The organism is Achromobacter sp. LC458, from assembly GCF_001005835.2.
Classification (GTDB): Bacteria; Pseudomonadota; Gammaproteobacteria; order Burkholderiales; family Burkholderiaceae_B; genus Achromobacter; species Achromobacter spanius_B.
The window spans coordinates 1-15759 of sequence record NZ_LBHW02000072.1 but is presented as its reverse complement, the minus strand read 5'-3'; the positions used below and the strand labels follow the sequence as shown (position 1 = coordinate 15759).

The 15759-nt window shown below is 65.9% G+C and carries 14 protein-coding genes; 10 read left to right on the top strand and 4 right to left on the bottom strand.

Annotated features, from left to right (window positions below; translation table 11 throughout):
• The 5 genes from nirD to YH64_RS29245 form a co-directional block, all read left to right on the top strand.
• Positions 1–354: nitrite reductase small subunit NirD (nirD, locus tag YH64_RS29265; RefSeq protein ID WP_143215606.1), on the top strand; the 354-nt coding region annotated here is incomplete at its 5' end.
• Positions 355–397: 43 nt separating this feature from the next.
• The gene (locus tag YH64_RS29260) at positions 398–1210 is read left to right on the top strand and encodes a formate/nitrite transporter family protein (protein WP_046807848.1); all 813 of its coding nucleotides are present in this window, start codon (positions 398–400) and stop codon (positions 1208–1210) included.
• 24 nt (positions 1211–1234) lie between these two features.
• The gene (locus tag YH64_RS29255; RefSeq protein ID WP_046807852.1) at positions 1235–2998 is read left to right on the top strand and encodes a bifunctional protein-serine/threonine kinase/phosphatase; all 1764 of its coding nucleotides are present in this window, start codon (positions 1235–1237) and stop codon (positions 2996–2998) included.
• Between the two features lie 25 nt (positions 2999–3023).
• Positions 3024–3797 (top strand): uroporphyrinogen-III C-methyltransferase, encoded by a 774-nt coding sequence (gene cobA / locus YH64_RS29250; protein ID WP_046807847.1) that lies wholly within the window; start codon positions 3024–3026, stop codon positions 3795–3797.
• Positions 3798–3813: 16 nt separating this feature from the next.
• Positions 3814–5091, top strand: a complete 1278-nt coding sequence (locus tag YH64_RS29245) for a nitrate- and nitrite sensing domain-containing protein (protein WP_046807846.1) — start codon at positions 3814–3816, stop codon at positions 5089–5091.
• Positions 5092–5215: 124 nt separating this feature from the next.
• Here the strand turns inward: YH64_RS29245 and YH64_RS29240 are convergent, their stop codons facing one another.
• The 3 genes from YH64_RS29240 to YH64_RS29230 all read right to left on the bottom strand — a co-directional run bounded on the left by YH64_RS29240 (position 5216) and on the right by YH64_RS29230 (position 8516).
• On the bottom strand, positions 5216–6766 hold the full coding sequence (locus YH64_RS29240) for an MFS transporter (RefSeq protein WP_046807845.1): 1551 nt from the start codon (positions 6764–6766) through the stop codon (positions 5216–5218).
• 131 nt (positions 6767–6897) lie between these two features.
• Positions 6898–7359 carry a MarR family winged helix-turn-helix transcriptional regulator gene (locus YH64_RS29235; protein ID WP_046807844.1) on the bottom strand — a complete coding sequence of 154 codons (462 nt, stop codon included), beginning with the start codon at positions 7357–7359 and terminating at the stop codon, positions 6898–6900.
• A gap of 95 nt (positions 7360–7454) precedes the next feature.
• Positions 7455–8516 (bottom strand): LacI family DNA-binding transcriptional regulator, encoded by a 1062-nt coding sequence (locus YH64_RS29230; protein ID WP_046807843.1) that lies wholly within the window; start codon positions 8514–8516, stop codon positions 7455–7457.
• 112 nt (positions 8517–8628) lie between these two features.
• Between YH64_RS29230 and YH64_RS29225 the strand changes: the two genes are divergently transcribed.
• From YH64_RS29225 to YH64_RS29205, 5 genes are all read left to right on the top strand, one after another.
• The gene (locus tag YH64_RS29225) at positions 8629–9648 is read left to right on the top strand and encodes a TRAP transporter substrate-binding protein (protein ID WP_046807842.1); all 1020 of its coding nucleotides are present in this window, start codon (positions 8629–8631) and stop codon (positions 9646–9648) included.
• Between the two features lie 9 nt (positions 9649–9657).
• On the top strand, positions 9658–11538 hold the full coding sequence (locus YH64_RS29220; protein ID WP_046807841.1) for a TRAP transporter large permease subunit: 1881 nt from the start codon (positions 9658–9660) through the stop codon (positions 11536–11538).
• A 74-nt stretch (positions 11539–11612) separates the two neighbouring features.
• Positions 11613–12152, top strand: a complete 540-nt coding sequence (locus tag YH64_RS29215) for a VOC family protein (protein ID WP_046807840.1) — start codon at positions 11613–11615, stop codon at positions 12150–12152.
• 151 nt (positions 12153–12303) lie between these two features.
• Positions 12304–13581 (top strand): ribulose-bisphosphate carboxylase large subunit family protein, encoded by a 1278-nt coding sequence (locus YH64_RS29210; RefSeq protein WP_046807839.1) that lies wholly within the window; start codon positions 12304–12306, stop codon positions 13579–13581.
• The gene (locus YH64_RS29205; RefSeq protein WP_082134698.1) at positions 13578–15179 is read left to right on the top strand and encodes a four-carbon acid sugar kinase family protein; all 1602 of its coding nucleotides are present in this window, start codon (positions 13578–13580) and stop codon (positions 15177–15179) included. Before YH64_RS29210 ends, YH64_RS29205 begins: the two co-directional genes overlap by 4 nt.
• A 76-nt stretch (positions 15180–15255) precedes the next feature.
• Here the strand turns inward: YH64_RS29205 and YH64_RS29200 are convergent.
• Positions 15256–15759: ComEC/Rec2 family competence protein (locus YH64_RS29200; protein WP_370512787.1), on the bottom strand; the 504-nt coding region annotated here is incomplete at its 5' end.

Genomic DNA, 15759 nt, shown 5'->3' with positions numbered 1-15759 from the left:
CGCACTGCCGCCCCCGCCTCCCGCGCATCGACCTGGCGCGCGGTCTGCACCCGCGATGACCTCGTTGCCGACTCCGGCGTGGTCGTCTTGCTGGATGGCCAGCAGATTGCCTTGTTCTACCTGCCCGACGCCGACGGCCCGGACTTATACGCGATTGAAAACCGCGATCCCAAATCCGGCGCCAACGTTATCGGGCGCGGCCTGGTTGCCCATCTGGGCGGCAACCTGGTCGTGGCCTCGCCGCTTTACAAGCAGCACTTCCGTCTGGCCGACGGCAGCTGCGTGCAGTACCCCGAACAGCAATTGCGCACCTGGCAGGCCCGCTTCAACGGCGACACCGTTGAAATTGCCTGACGCCCGCTCCCCTTATCACTGTCACCAACGCAAAAGGTAAATCATGTCCTACCTGGTCCCTTCCGAATTCGTCACCAAGATGGTGGACGCCGGCGAATCCAAAATCTACATGGCGACGCGCGACGTTCTGATCCGCGCCTTCATGGCGGGCGCCATCCTGGCCATTGCCGCCGTGTTCGCGGTGACCGTCACGGTGCAGACCGGCTCGCCCATCCTGGGCGCAGCGCTGTTCCCCGTGGGTTTTTGCATCCTGTACCTGATGGGCTTTGACCTGTTGACCGGCGTGTTCGTGCTGACGCCGCTGGCGCTCTTCGACAAGCGCCCGGGCGTGACCGCGAAGGCCATCCTCAAGCACTGGGGCGTTGTCTTCGTGGGCAATTTCCTGGGTGCGTTGACGGTGGCCGTGTTGATGTCGATTGTGTTTACCTACGGCTTTTCCGTACCACCCAACAAGGTCGGTGAAGTCATTGCGCACATCGGTGAAAACCGCACGCTGGGCTACAAGGAATATGGCGCGGGCGGCATGCTGACGATCTTCATCCGAGGCGTGTTGTGCAACTGGATGGTGTCGCTGGGCGTGGTCGGCGCCATGATTTCGACGTCGGTCAGCGGCAAGGTCATCGCCATGTGGATGCCCGTGATGCTGTTCTTTGCGATGGGGTTTGAACATTCCATCGTGAACATGTTCCTGTTCCCGTCGGCGATGATCATGGGCGGCAAGTTCTCGATCATGGACTACATGATCTGGAACGAAATTCCCGTGGTGCTGGGCAACCTGATCGGCGGCATCTCGCTGACCGGCCTGACGCTGTACACCACGCACATGAAGACCGCGCCCAAGCGCCGCTTCAACTGATTGCGCATCGGGACGCCCACCGCAATGGACCGCCGCGAACCCGGCCCCAGCACCGCCGCTACGTTGCGGGTGGCGGTGGGCCAGCACACCGAGCCGGGCGTCAAACCCGTCAACCAGGATTTTCACGGCCTGTGCGTGCCCGGCGAGCCCTTGCTGCACACCAAGGGCATCGCAGTTGCGCTGGCCGATGGCATCAGCAGCAGCCAGGTCAGCCACATCGCCAGCGAAACGGCGGTGGCAAGCTTTCTGGAAGACTATTACTGCACGCCGGAAACCTGGTCGGTGAAAAAGTCGGCGCACAAGGTATTAAGCGCGGCCAACAGCTGGCTGCACGGGCAAACGCGCCAACGCCATCACGCCGACCAGCCGCGCGATGCGGATCGGGGTTACGTCTGCACCATGACGGTGATGGTGCTGAAAGCCACTACCGCGCACATCCTGCACATTGGCGACGCGCGCATCTACCGTTTGCGCGCGGGCGTGATGGAGCAGCTGACCGACGACCATCGCGTCTGGATATCGCAAGACAAAAGCTATCTGGGCCGCGCGCTGGGCCTGGCGCCGCACCTGGAAGTGGACTACCACACGCAGCCGCTGGAAGCCGGCGACGTCTTTCTGCTGGCTACCGATGGCGTCTACGAACATATCAATGCGGACGACGTCGCCCAGGCCATCGCGGCCCACCCCGACGCACTGGACGCGGCGGCGCGCCGCCTGGCGCAGCGGGCGCTGGAACGCGGCAGCACCGACAACCTGACCGCGCAAATCGTCCGCATCGACGCCCTGCCTGCGCGCCGCGCCTTTGAACTGGCGCAATACAGCCTGAACCTGCCCTGCCCGCCGCTGCTGGCGGCCGGCATGGAATTCGAGGGCTTTCGCATCCAGGACGAGCTGCACGCCAGCCACCGCAGCCACGTCTACCTGGCGCATGACATCGACAGCGGCGACGCGGTGGTCATCAAGATTCCGTCGCTGGACCTGCGGCATGACCCCGCGTATCTGGAACGCCTGCTGACCGAGGAATGGATCGCCCGTCGCATCGACAGCCGCCATGTCGTGCGCGCCTGGGCCATGCCGCGCGAGCGCCGCACGCTGTACACCGTCAGCGAATACCTGCCCGGGCGCACGCTGACGCGCTGGATGGCGCAAAACCCCCGCCCCACGCTGGCGCAGGCGGTGACGCTGATTGAACAGGTTGCCCGTGGCCTGCAAGCGTTTCATCGCCTGGACATCGTGCACCAGGACCTGCGGCCCGACAACGTGCTGATCGGTGACGACGGCGTGGCGCGCATCATCGACCTGGGCTCGACCCAGGCGGCCGGGCTGTGGGACGCCGCCCCGCAGGGCGACGAGCCGCCCGCCATGCTGGGCACCGCCCAATACGCCGCGCCCGAATACTTTTTGGGCGAAGCCGGCACGCCGCGATCCGACCTGTATTCCCTGGCCGCCATGCTTTACCAGATGCTGTCCGGCCGGCTGCCCTATGGCGCCGACGTGGCGCGCGCGCGCAGCCGCGCCGCGCAGATGCGGCTGACCTATGTGTCGGTGCTGGACCGCGAGCGCGAGCTGCCCGCCTGGGTTGACGGAGTCCTGAGCCGGGCGCTGCACCCCGACCCCGCGCTGCGCACCGCCGAGCTATCGGAATTCACGCACGCGCTGCGCCATCCGCCCGAGGCCACGCGCCGGGGCGAACGGCTGCCGCTGCTGGAACGCAACCCTTTGGCGTTCTGGAAAGGCCTGTGCCTGGTCCAGTTCGTAGTGGTAGTTTTTCTTTTGCTTGATCGCTGATCCCCTGCATCCCCTGGAGCCCATCATGAACCCTTCCGTCTGGCTGATCGGCGCCGGCCCCGGCGACCCCGAACTGCTCACGATCAAAGCCGTGCGGGCGTTGGGACAAGCCGACGTCGTCCTGGTCGATGACCTGGTCAACCCGCAAGTGCTGGACTACTGCCCGCGGGCGCGGCTGGTCTATGTGGGCAAGCGCGGTGGCTGCCGTTCCACCCCGCAGGAATTCATCCAGCGGCTGATGCTGCGCTATGCCCGCCAAGGGCTGCGGGTGGCGCGGCTAAAGGGCGGCGACCCCTGCATCTTCGGACGCGGTGGCGAAGAAGCCCAATGGCTGAGCGACCACGGGGTGGCCTGTGAAATCGTCAACGGCATCACGGCCGGGCTGGCCGCCGCCACCGCTTGCGGCATCCCATTGACCCAACGCGGCATGGCCCAGGGCGTTACACTGATCACCGCCCATTCCCAGGACGGCGCCACGCCCGACTGGACGGGGCTGGCGCAAAGCGGCACGACGCTGGTGGTCTACATGGGGGTAGCCAAATTGCACGACATGAGCAGCCAGTTGCTGGCGGCCGGCATGGCGCCCGACACGCCCGTGGCGATGATCGAACGCGCCTCGCTGGCGGATCAACGTGAATGCCGCTCAACGCTGTCCGGCATGACGTCCGACGCCGCCGCCTTTCAGCTGCGCAGCCCCGCCGTGCTGGTCATCGGCGACGTCGCGGCGTGCCACGTGCTTGACAGGGTTGATACCCCCCGGCCGCAAGCCGCCGAACCGCTGATGCGCCGCAGCGCCTGATCCTCCCTTTGCCCTTATGGTCGAACGCCACATCCCACCCCCGCTGCGTTTCCTGCTTGCCGCGCGGCGCAGTGAACTGCACGGCCTGGAAAGCCTGGCTGTCACGTGCGAACTGGCCGTGCACGTCAGCGCGCTGGTGCACGCGCTGCAAAAAGAACGCGGCTATTCCAACCTGACGCTGTGCAGCGCACAGAACGGCGTGCCGCAAGACGGCAAGGCCCAGACGCTGAGCGGGCTGGCTCAGGAATCCGCCCGCGTCGAGGCCGACGTCCGCCGTTTTCTTGACGGGCTGGCGGCCACCGCCCCGCAAGCCGGCGGCAAGGCCCGCCTGCTTAACTGCATTGCCTTCGCGCTGTTTCGGCTGGACGAATTGCCGGCGCTGCGCCGCCAGGTGCGTGATGTGTCCGTGCCCGCCGAAGACGCCGATGCCCGCTACACGCAAATCATCAGCAGCCTGCTGGCCGTGGTGTTCGAAGCCGCCGATTCCGCGCTGGACCCCGGCGTGACGCGCCTGCTGGTCGCGCTGCTGAACTTCATGCAGGGCAAGGAACTCAGCGGCCAGGAACGCGCCACCGGCGTCATCGGCTTCACCAATGGTTTCTTCACCGACCCGCAGAAGGCCCGCATGCTGGGCCTGGCCGCGCACCAGGCCCGCAGCTTCGACATCTATGCGCAATATGCCGAAGACGCCGCGCTGCAACGCTGGGAGAGCATCCAGCAACAAGGCCAGCCGGTCGAACGGCTACGCGACATGGCGCAACGCACGTCCGCCGACCAGCGCGTGGACGGCACGCTGGCCGAGTTGTGGTTCGAGCTGTGCACGGCCCGCATCGACGCCATGCGCGACGTTGAAAGCCTGTTGGCGCAGGCGCTGGCACGGCAATGCGAACGCCGCATCGTCGAAACCCGCAAGGAACTGGACGACCGCCAACTGCTGCTATCGCGCTACGCCGACCATGCCAGCGGCCGCGCGCCCAGCATGGTGTTCAGCGTGCAAAGCCGGCCGCTGGACACGCCGCCCGCCGATGGCGTGGGCAGCGTGCTGGAGCGGTCCATTCTTGAAATGATGCGCGAGCAGACGTTGCACATGCAGCGCACCGACGACGCCTTGAACACCGTGCGCGTCGCGCTGGAAGAAAGAAAGCGCATCGACCGCGCCAAGCGGCTGCTGATCAACCAATACGGCCTGACCGAGCAGGCCGCCCATGAACGCCTGCAACGCGCGGCCATGGACGGCGGCCTGTCCCTGGCCGATGTGGCGCGGCAGGTGATCGGGCAGCTGGGGCCGAACTGAGGGGCAGTGTCGGCGCGGCTGCGGGTTCGGGTGGCTGCGGTTTCGGAACATGCGCGGTACCGGAACCTGCGCGGTACCGGAACATGCGCGGTATCGGAACATGCGCGCTATCGGCACGGGCACGCTACCGGAACACCCGCTGCGTCCAGCTGATCAGCACGCCGACCACCGCCAACACAGCCAGCGCGCGAAAGTGATCCAGATTGGCCAGCAGCGCCGACTGCTGATCCACCAGCTGCGCGATGCGCGCCAGCGCCATGCGCTGCGCCTGCACCGGATCGGCCACCGCGGCATACACGCCGCTTAGCGCGGCCTTCGCGGCTTCGACATTGACGTTGCCCTGCGTCACGCCCGCTTGCAGCACGCTGTAGTGCTTGGAGGTCAACCACTGCTGCCCCACGGTGGCCGCCATGATGCCCAGCGCCTGCCCCACCTGCGCCAGCATGTTCTTGACCTGCTGCGCATGCGCAAACACCGCCGGGTCATGCGTCAGCCCGGTGAACGTGTTCATGGCGGTGGCCGGCATCAAGATCATGATGAAGACGCCATAGCAAGCCAGCGCGGGCAGCACATCGGCCCAGGGATCGGCCATCGGCGTCAGCCGAGCCATCAGCACGCTGAACGCCGCCAGCGCCACAAACCCGGCCACGAAGAACTTGCGTGGCGACGGCCAACGCGGCAGCAGCTGGGCCATGACCGCAAAAGTCAGCACGCCCGCCCCCAACCCCATCGCGAAGAACATCCCCGTGTTGGCCCACGACAGGCCCAACGCGCGTTGCAGCATCTGCGGCACCAGGTAGCCGTTGGCGCCCAACATCAAATAACAAAACATGAACAACGCCAGGCCACACAGAAAGCGCACCTCGTTCATGCCGCCCAGCTTGAGCAGCGGCGCGCCGTTGCGCGTCTCGGCGCGGATGAAATACGCCAGCGCCAGCAAGCCGGCCAGGGCGAACAGCACCAGACGATGGCGGTCGCTGAAAAAATCGTAGTAGGACCGCTGCAACGCATGCAGCAGCAGAAAACTGCCCACGCCCAACGCCGCAATCGGCACCAAGCGCGCCTGCCCGGCCACCGTGGCGCCCGCCTGCTTGCCCGGCATGGCGCGCGCCACCGGCCACATCGCCAGCAGCGACAGCCCGGCCACCAACCAGAACATCAGCGGCCAGCCATCGTGGTCCACCGCCGCCGATGCCAGCAACGGCCCCAGCGCCGTGCCGGTGCACAGGCCCGTGGCAAGCGCCTTGATGCCATGAAAGCGCGCCGGCCCCGGCGCGATCAGGTTTACCGTCAAACGGGACGACGTCAGCATGGCCGCGCACCCCATCGCCATCATCACCCGGCCCGTCAGAAAGCCGGCCTCACCCCGAGACATCGCGCACACCACCGCGCCCGCTGCGGCCGCGCCCAGCGACGCCAGCAGATAACGGCGCAGGCCCAGGTGATGCACCAGCCAGCCTTGCAACGCAATCATCACCACGGCGACGCAGGCGTAGATGACGGCAACGGACGTGTATTCCTCGGGGCTGGCGCCGATTTCTCCCATGATGGGCGTGGCGGCAAACGTGACCATGCCGTTTTGCAGGAAGTCGATGAACGTCAGCGCGCCGATGGTGGCGAGCAAGGCGGGAGGGATTCGGGGTGTGGCTGGGGCGTCGCTGGAAAAGGCTTGCATGGCTTTGGCTTATTTTTATGCCCAGGCTGTATATGCCTAGGCAGATAAATGGATAAAAAAAATGCTGGGGAAAAGGGCCTGCGGGTCGCTGCGTACGGGTCGCTACGTACGGGTCGCTGCGTACGGGCTGCCTACGCCTCGTCCGCCTGCGCATTCATCAACACGCGCGACAACAGCTTGTGCAGCGTCTCAGCGTCCGCTTCAGAAAAGCCGGCCAGCAGACGGCGCATGGCGACTTCCGTGGCGGCCAGCGCCTGCGGCAATGCGGCTTGCCCCTGTTCGGTCAGTTCGATCAGGTAGCTGCGCCGATCCGCTTCGTTTTCCACGCGGCGGATATAGCCCTTGGCCACAATGCGATCCAGCAGCCGCGTCATCGCGCCCGAGTCATACGCCAGCACCCGGCAAAAATCGCTAAGCGTGCGGCCCCACCCCTTGGCCAGGCAGTTCAGCACCACGTACTGCGGGGTCGTCAGGTCAAACGGCGCCAGTTCGCGCTCCAGCGCATCATGAATGCTGCCGCGCACGGACGTGATCATGAAACCGAGCTCACCGGTGTAGAAGCGGTCCAGCACGGCGGGTTTAGCGGTGGCCATGGTTGTCTCGTGGGGTGGATGGCGATGGCGATTGCCGATAGCGGATTTTATCTGCCTAGGCAGTTAAATAGCAAGCATGTTGAAGCAAACTTCCCTCAGGGCAGGTTTTCGCGAAAAATCACCTGGCTGCGCGCCAGTTCCACGCCGTTCATCGGGCTGCGCTTGTCGCGCAGATTGCTGAAGATGCGCACACAGCTCATCAGCGCCTCCATCGGGCTTTGCGTAATCACGGCGTCCATGGTGCCGTCAATCAACAGCGAGCGCGTGTCCGGCGTCAGCCCGTGGCCGATGAACACCACGCGATGCTGCAAGCCGGCCTCTTTCAACGCGCGCGCCACGCCGTCCGACGCCCCCCCGATGTTGTAGATGCCCGCCAGATTGGGATATTGCTCAAGCAACTGCCGCGTCTGCTCGTAGTTGCGCTGCGCATCGTCATAGCCTTCGCGCAGATCCACCACCTGCATCGCCTGGAACTGTTCGGCATACAACTGCAAGAAGCCGCTTTCGCGTTCCTCGTGCGCGCGGTAATGGCGCGAGCCCGCAATCAGCGCCACGTGCGCCGCGCGCGGGCCGACAAAGCGCGCGATCAGGTAACCCGCCGTGCGCCCGGCGGCGCGATTGTCCAGCCCCACGTAAGCCGTGCGCGCGCTGTTGGCCAGGTCCGAAATCAGCGTCACCGTGGGCACGCCCTGCTGCGCCAGCGTGTTGACGGCTTCGCGCACCACCGGATGTTCCAGCGCCATGAAGGCAATGCCGTCGGCGCGCTTGCCGTGCTTGGCCAGCGCCTGGGCCAGCGCGTCGGGGTTGAAGCTTTCAACGTATTCGATCTGGCACTTGGCGTTCAGCGGACCGAAGTGTTCATGCGCATAGCTGACGGTGTCGCCCAGCATGCGCAAGTACCGGTTGCTGCCACGCGGCAGCAAGAACACCAGCCGCATCGGCTCGGCCGGCAAGGCGGCGGCCAGTTCCTGTTCGGGCAGATAGTCCAGTTCCATGGCGGCCTTCAACACCTTCTGGGCGGTGTTGGCGCGCACGCCGGGCCGGCGATTCAACACACGATCGGCGGTGGCGGTAGACACACCGGCGCGTGCGGCCACATCGGCCAAACGGGCTAGCTTGCGGTCAGGCGACGTTCTATTCACATCAAAAACCATCATGAATAAGGTTTGACGATGATAGCGTCAATTCACTATTGTCCAGTCTGCCGCATGGTTATGGCGCTTTTGTGGCACATCAAAAAACATCATAAAACCGATTTTGGAGACAACCATGAAGCTGCTGACACGCCGTAGTGTTCTGCGCCGCCTTTGCGCGGTGCCCGCCGTTGCCCTGGCCGGCGGATTCCCGCTGATCGCCCGCGCGGCCGACTACACGCTCAAGTACGGCAACAACCTGCCGGTGACGCATCCGCTGAACATCCGCGCGCAAGAAGCCGCCGACCGCATCCTGAAAGAAAGCAACGGCCGCGTCGACATCAAGATTTTCCCGAACAACCAACTGGGCGGCGATACCGACATGCTGGCGCAAGTGCGCTCGGGCGGCATCGACTTCTTCACCCCGTCGGCGCTGGTCATTGCCACGCTGGTGCCGGTGGCCGCCATCAACGCCGTGGGCTTCGCGTTCAAGGACTACAGCCAGGTCTGGGGCGCCATGGACGGGGCGCTGGGTGCGCACGTGCGCGCCGCCATCGCGCAGCGCAAGCTCTACGCGTTTGAAAAGATGTGGGACAACGGTTTCCGCCAAACCACCAGCAGCAAGGCGCCCGTGACCACGGCCGCCGACATGGACGGCTTGAAGATCCGCGTGCCGGTCAGCTCGCTGCCCATCTCAATGTTCAAGGGCCTGGGCGCCGCGCCCGCCAGCTTGCAGTTCAGCGAGGTGTATTCGTCGTTGCAGACCAAAGTGGTCGACGCCCAGGAAAACCCCCTGCCCATCATCCAGGTGGCCAAGCTGTACGAAGTGCAGAAGTATTGTTCGCTGACCAACCACATCTGGGACGGCTACTGGTTCATCGCCAACGGCCGCATGTGGGAAGGCCTGCCGCAAGACCTGAAGACCATCGTTGCGCGCGGCATCAACGAAGCCGGCCTGGCACAGCGTGAAGACATCAAGAAGCTGAACGCGTCGGTGCAGTCCGACCTGGAAGCCAAGGGCCTGAAATTCAACCAGCCGGCCCCGGACACCTTCCGCCAGGCGCTGCGCACCGCCGGCTTCTACAAGGAATGGCAGGGCCGCTTCGGCAACGAAGCCTGGTCGCTGCTGGAACAAAGCGTCGGCAAGCTGGCCTGAGGTCGCGCCATGTCTTCCTTGTCCGCCCCCCACGCCGCCACCCCGGTGCTGCCGGCCAACCCCTTGCGGCGCGCCGCCAACGCGCTGGACAGCGTGCTGGGCGGCGTGGTCGAGCACGTTGCGGCCGCCATCGTGCTGGTCGAGATCTGCGTGCTGTTCGCGGGCGTCGTCGCGCGCTACGCCTTCCACAGCCCCTTGGTCTGGTCCGACGAACTGGCTTCCATCCTGTTCCTGTGGCTGTCGATGCTGGGCGCCGTGGTTGCGTTGCGGCGCGGTGAACACATGCGGATGACGGCGCTGGTCAACAACGTCAGCCCGGCCCGGCGCGCGCAGCTGGAAACGGCGGCGCTGGCCGCGTCACTGGCATTCCTGGTGTTGATCCTGTCGCCCGCGATCGAATACGCGCACGAAGAACACTTCATCATCACGCCCGCACTGGAACTGTCCAACGCCTGGCGCGCCGCCGCCATTCCCGTGGGCATGGCGCTGATGGGCGTGGTGGCCTTGCTGCGGCTGTTGCGCACGCAACCCCTGCGCCATGTGCTCGTGGCGTTGGCCGGCGTGGCCGTGGTGGTTGCCCTGTTCTGGTTGGCGCAGCCCATGTTCAAGGGCCTGGGAAAGCTGAACCTGGTGATCTTCTTCGTGGGCATCGTCGCGGCCACCGTGTTCTCGGGCGTGCCGATTGCGTTTTCGTTCGCGCTGGCCACGTTTTCGTACCTGGCGTTGACGACCAACACGCCCATGGAAGTCATGGTGGGCCGGCTGGACGAAGGCATGTCGCACCTGATGCTGCTGGCCGTGCCGCTGTTCATCTTCCTGGGATCGTTGATCGAGATGACCGGCATGGCGCGCGCCATGATCCAGTTCCTGGCCAGCCTGCTGGGCCACGTGCGCGGCGGTTTGTCGTACGTGCTGATCGGCGCGATGTATCTGGTGTCGGGCATCTCGGGCTCGAAGATCGCCGACATGGCGGCCATCGCGCCCGTGCTGTTCCCGGAAATGCGCAAGCGCGGCGCCAAGCCGGGCGACCTGGTGGCGCTGCTGTCGGCCACCGGCGCGCAGACCGAGACCATACCGCCGTCGATTGTGCTGATCACCATCGGCTCGGTTACCGGCGTGTCGATTGCCGCGCTGTTCACGGGCGGCCTGCTGCCCGCTGTGGTGCTGGGCCTGGCGCTGTGCTCGGTGGTGTGGTGGCGCTATCGCCGTGAAGACCTGAGCCTGGTGCAACGTTTCAGCTTCAAAGAGATCGGCCGCTTTTTCGTGATCGCCCTGCCCGCCGTGGCGCTGCCGTTTGTCATCCGCGCGGCAGTGGTCGAAGGCGTGGCCACCGCCACCGAAGTGTCCACCATCGGCATCGTGTATTCCGCGCTGATCGGCATCCTGATCTACCGCCGCTTCGACTGGGCGCGCCTGCGCCCCATGCTGATCGAAACCGCCTCGCTGTCCGGCGCCATCATGCTGATCGTGGGTTGCGCCACGGCCATGGCGTGGGCGTTGACGCAGTCCGGCTTCTCGGGCGATCTGGCCAAGTTGATGGCCGGCATGCCCGGCGGCAGCTACGGCTTTTTGGCCGTGTCCATCGTGGCGTTCATCATCCTGGGCAGCGTGCTGGAAGGCATACCCGCCATCGTGCTGTTCGGCCCCTTGCTGTTCCCGATCGCGGTGCAGGCCGGCGTGCACGAAGTGCATTACGCGATGGTCGTCATCTTCGCCATGGGCATCGGCCTGTTCGCGCCGCCCTTCGGCGTGGGCTATTACGGCGCCTGCGCCATCAGCCGCGTCGACCCCAACGAGGGCATCGGCCCCATCTGGGGTTACGTTGCGGCGCTGTTGATCGGCCTGATCATCGTGGCGGCCTTTCCCTGGTTCTCCATCGGCTTCCTGTGACCCGACGCGGCCCGCGCAGATCCGCGTCGGGCCGCCTCCCCCCCTTCTTCGTCTTCCTTTTATAAAGATCCATCATGAGTCGTTTCCTGGGCGAAATCCGCCAACTCGGTTATGTGGTGCACGACATCGAAGCCGCCATGGAGTACTGGAGCACCACGCTGGGCGTAGGCCCGTGGTACTACAACCCGCGCGTGCCAATCGTCAATTACCAGTACGACGGCGAAAGCCACCAGCCGCACAATTCCGTGGCGCTGGCCAACTCCGGCTTCGTGCAGGTTGAACTGATCCAGACGCGCAACGACGTGCCGTCGATGTACCGCGACTTCCTGCAAGCCGGCCGCACCGGCCTGCAACACGTGGCCTACTGGACCGAAAGCTACGACGCCGATTTGGAACGCCTGCTGGCCCAGGGCTTCAAGCCCAAGATGAGCGGCGAAGTCGGCGAGAAAGGCCGCTTCATTTATTTCGACACCGAATACCACCCGGGCACCGTCATCGAACTGTCGGAAGTGGCCGGTCCCAAGGGCCGATTGTTCGACCTGATCCGAGAAAGCGCCAACGGCTGGGACGGCAAGGACCCGGTCCGCCCGTTCCCGGATTTGTCGCGCCTTTGATCTGCTGACGCCTGCTGGTGCCTGCTGGTGCCTGCTTAGTGCGTGCTTAGTGCCCGCTGATGCCTCTGTCGCATGCTGATCGCTACTGCCGCCCGCTGTCCCTTGCTGACCCAACATTGCCGCCCGCCGCCCCCTTTGAATTCCCAAGCCTATGAATTCCCAGTCCTTTAGCGCGACCTACCTGATCGAAACCCCGATGGACCCCGCGCGGGTCGCCGAAGTGATGGCGGGCGAGCAGTCCTGCGGCACCTTCACCCGCGTGCAAGGCGAAACCGACGAGCTGCGCGCCCGGGCCCGCGCGCGCATTGAATCTATCGACCTGCTGGACACCACCGACACACCCAGCCTGCCCAACGCCTGGCTGGCGCGCCAAGCGGGCGGCATGCCGGGCAAGTACCAGCGCGCTCGCGTCCGCATCGCCTTTCCCGTGGCCAACGTGGGCGCCAACCTGCCCACGCTGGCAGCCACCGTCGGCGGCAACCTGTACGACCTGGGCGAAGTCACCGGCCTGCGCCTGGAAAGCATGGAGCTGCCCGCCAACTACCGCGCCCAGTTCGACATGCCGCAAGTGGGCATCGCCGGCACGCGGCAATTGACAGGCGTGGCAACGGGGCCGCTGGTAGGCACCATCATCAAGCCCAATGTGGGCCTGTCGCCCGAGCAAACCGCGCATCTGGTCGCCCAGCTGTGCGCGGCGGGCGTGGACTTCATCAAGGACGACGAGGTGTGCGCCAACCCCGCGCACGCGCCGCTGGCGCAACGCGTCGCCGCCGTCATGGCGGTGGTGCGCGCCCACCGCGAACGCACCGGCCGCCAGGTAATGGTGGCGTTCAACATCAGCGACGAAACCGATGCCATGCGCCGCCACGCCGACCTGATCGAACGCGAAGGCGGCACCTGCGTCATGGCCAGCCTGAACTGGTGCGGCTTTTCCGCCATCCAGACCCTGCGCCGCAGCACGCCGCTGGCCTTGCACGGCCATCGCAACGGCTTCGGCGCCCTGTCCCGCGCGCCCTTGCTGGGCATCGGCTTTCAGGCGTATCAAACGCTGTGGCGCCTGGCCGGCGTGGACCATATGCACGTGCACGGCCTGCAAGGCAAGTTCGCACAGGAAGACAGCGAAGTCGTCGAATCGGCGCGCGACTGCCTGGCCTCGCTCACGCCCGGCATCGACGACCCGGTCATGCCCGCGTTCTCGTCCGGCCAATGGGCCGGCACCGTGCCCGCCACGTGGGCAGCCGTGCGCACCGATGATTTGATGTTCATGTCCGGCGGCGGGATTTTGGCGCATCCGGATGGGCCAGCCGCGGGCGTGCAGAGCATTCGGCAAGCGTGGCAGGCGGTGCGAGACGGACAGGCGCTGGAAGACTTTGCGCGGAACGCGCCCGAGTTGCAGCGGGCATTGGAATTTTTTGGTGGGCGGGCATGACTGCGGGGGTCGGTAGCGCTGGCGGTGAGGCGGGCAGCGCCAAAGATCACGACGGCCCAGGCCATGCCGATGACGCGAGCAGCGCAAATGCCGCAGTCAGCCTGACCGCACCAAGCATCTGCTGGTACGGCGACGATTTCACCGGCGCCACCGACACGCTGGCCGAAGTCGCGCGCGCCGGCCTGCGCGGCTTGCTGTTCCTTGGCGTGCCCACGCCCGAACAACTGCGCCGCGCCGGCCCGCTGGACGCCATCGGCATCGCGGGCGCCGCGCGCGCCATGTCCCCCGCCGATATGGAAACGGAACTGCGTTCTGTCGGCCGCTTCATGGCCGGCACCGGCGCACGCGTGCTGCATTACAAGTGCTGTTCCACCTTCGACAGCGCGCCGCACGTCGGCAGCATCGGCGTCGCCATCCGCGAACTGCGGCGCCACCTGCCGAACCGGCTGGTACCGATTGTGGGCGGGCAACCCAGCATCGGACGCTATTGCAGCTTTGCCCAATTGTTCGCCCGCGCTGGGGCCGCGCCGGAGGTGTATCGCATCGACCGGCATCCGGTGATGAGCCAGCACCCGGTCACGCCGATGCATGAGGCAGACTTGCGACGGCACCTGGCCGCGCAGGGGCTGGAGGGGATTCGGTCGGTGCCGCATATTGCGTACCCGCGTTTGCGGGGTGCTGGGGATGCCGGTGCGTCGGGTGCGATGGGTGCGTCGGGTGCGACGGGTGCGATGGGCGCGATGGGTGCGAACGACGTCGCCCAACTGGATGCCTGGATCGAAGACCTGATCAACACCAGTGACGGCCCGGTCCTGTTCGACGTGACGGGCGACGAGCAACTCGCCGTGATTGGCCGCCTGATCTGGCGCGCGGCGGCAAGTGCGCCATTGTTGGCGGTTGGCCCAAGCAGCGTACAGCAGGCGCTGGCGCGCGCGGCGGCGTTCGAGCGCGACGCAAGCGTGTTCCAGCGTAATCAAGCGGTGGCTGGCCCAGACGGGCACGCGGCCGCGCATGGCGGCAAGATGGCTGCGCGTGATGCCGCTACCTCTTTATTCAGTGGCGTAGTCCCGCTTGCCCCGGCCTCTGGCCCCGTGCTGGTGATGGCCGGCAGCCTGTCACCCGTCACCGCTCGGCAAATCTCTGCCAGCACCCGCTACAAGCACCAGCCCCTGCAAGTACAGGCGCTGTTGGCGTCACCCGCCTATGTAGCCGAACAAATTCAATCGGCGGTCGCCGCCTTGGCGCAAGGCCACAACGTGCTCGTCCACACCGACCGACCCGAACAGGCCGTCACCTCGGACGAAGCGGCTTCCACCGCGCGCGCCACCGCACAGCTTGCCGCCGCCATCATCACCGCCAGCGCGCAAGCGGGAACCCGGCTTGCACGGGTCGGCATCGCCGGCGGCGACACTTCAAGCCAAGCCACGCTTGCGCTGGGTTTGTGGGGTTTGCAGTTCCGATGTGTGTTGGCGCCCGGCGTGACCGTCAGCGTTGCGCGCAGCGACGACCCTGTGGTTGATGGTGTGGAGTTGATGCTTAAGGGCGGGCAGATGGGCGGGGACGATTTGTTCGATCGGTTGGTGGTGGGTGTGGGCTAGCACAGCGGCGGCCAGACTGGCTGCGGTCCGCGTCTAGCCTTCCCCACGCGCTTGCCTATCGCGCCTTAGCCGACAGTCATCGCCCATGCCAGTAGCGCGCACCGTCATCACGCTGCGACCAAACCGACAGACCGTTTGCAGTGGATAGAGCCATCACCGCGCCGTCCCGGTCACTACGCCAGAACACCGCCCCCGCCGCTAGCCAACGCCGCTCCACCGCCGGGGCGGGATGGCGGAAACGGTTTAGATGGCCCGCTTGCGCAATGGCATGAGTGGCTTGCACGGCGCGTACCCAGTCGCGCCCGGATGACGATGCTGAGCCGTGGTGCGGGGCCAGCACCACATCGGTTTCAGGCACCCCGCGTGCGACCAGTTCGCGCTCCTGCGCCACGCCGATGTCGCCTGTCAGCAATAGCGAATGGCTGGCTCCTTCTACGAAAAGCACACAGCTGTCCGCGTTACGGTCCACCGGTTCGGCGCCGCCGCCGTCGGCAGGATGCAGAAAGGTGAACCGCACGCCGTCCACGCTACCCGATCGCATGTTGCGCTGCCGTCGCGACGACTCCTGGGAGGCGGACGG

Coding starts and splice junctions, on each gene's coding strand:
- YH64_RS29260 (WP_046807848.1), top strand. CDS start 398: ATGTCCTACCTGGTCCCTTCCGAATTCGTCACCAAGATGGTGGACGCC.
- YH64_RS29255 (WP_046807852.1), top strand. CDS start 1,235: ATGGACCGCCGCGAACCCGGCCCCAGCACCGCCGCTACGTTGCGGGTG.
- cobA (WP_046807847.1), top strand. CDS start 3,024: ATGAACCCTTCCGTCTGGCTGATCGGCGCCGGCCCCGGCGACCCCGAA.
- YH64_RS29245 (WP_046807846.1), top strand. CDS start 3,814: ATGGTCGAACGCCACATCCCACCCCCGCTGCGTTTCCTGCTTGCCGCG.
- YH64_RS29240 (WP_046807845.1), bottom strand. CDS start 6,766: ATGCAAGCCTTTTCCAGCGACGCCCCAGCCACACCCCGAATCCCTCCC.
- YH64_RS29235 (WP_046807844.1), bottom strand. CDS start 7,359: ATGGCCACCGCTAAACCCGCCGTGCTGGACCGCTTCTACACCGGTGAG.
- YH64_RS29230 (WP_046807843.1), bottom strand. CDS start 8,516: ATGATGGTTTTTGATGTGAATAGAACGTCGCCTGACCGCAAGCTAGCC.
- YH64_RS29225 (WP_046807842.1), top strand. CDS start 8,629: ATGAAGCTGCTGACACGCCGTAGTGTTCTGCGCCGCCTTTGCGCGGTG.
- YH64_RS29220 (WP_046807841.1), top strand. CDS start 9,658: ATGTCTTCCTTGTCCGCCCCCCACGCCGCCACCCCGGTGCTGCCGGCC.
- YH64_RS29215 (WP_046807840.1), top strand. CDS start 11,613: ATGAGTCGTTTCCTGGGCGAAATCCGCCAACTCGGTTATGTGGTGCAC.
- YH64_RS29210 (WP_046807839.1), top strand. CDS start 12,304: ATGAATTCCCAGTCCTTTAGCGCGACCTACCTGATCGAAACCCCGATG.
- YH64_RS29205 (WP_082134698.1), top strand. CDS start 13,578: ATGACTGCGGGGGTCGGTAGCGCTGGCGGTGAGGCGGGCAGCGCCAAA.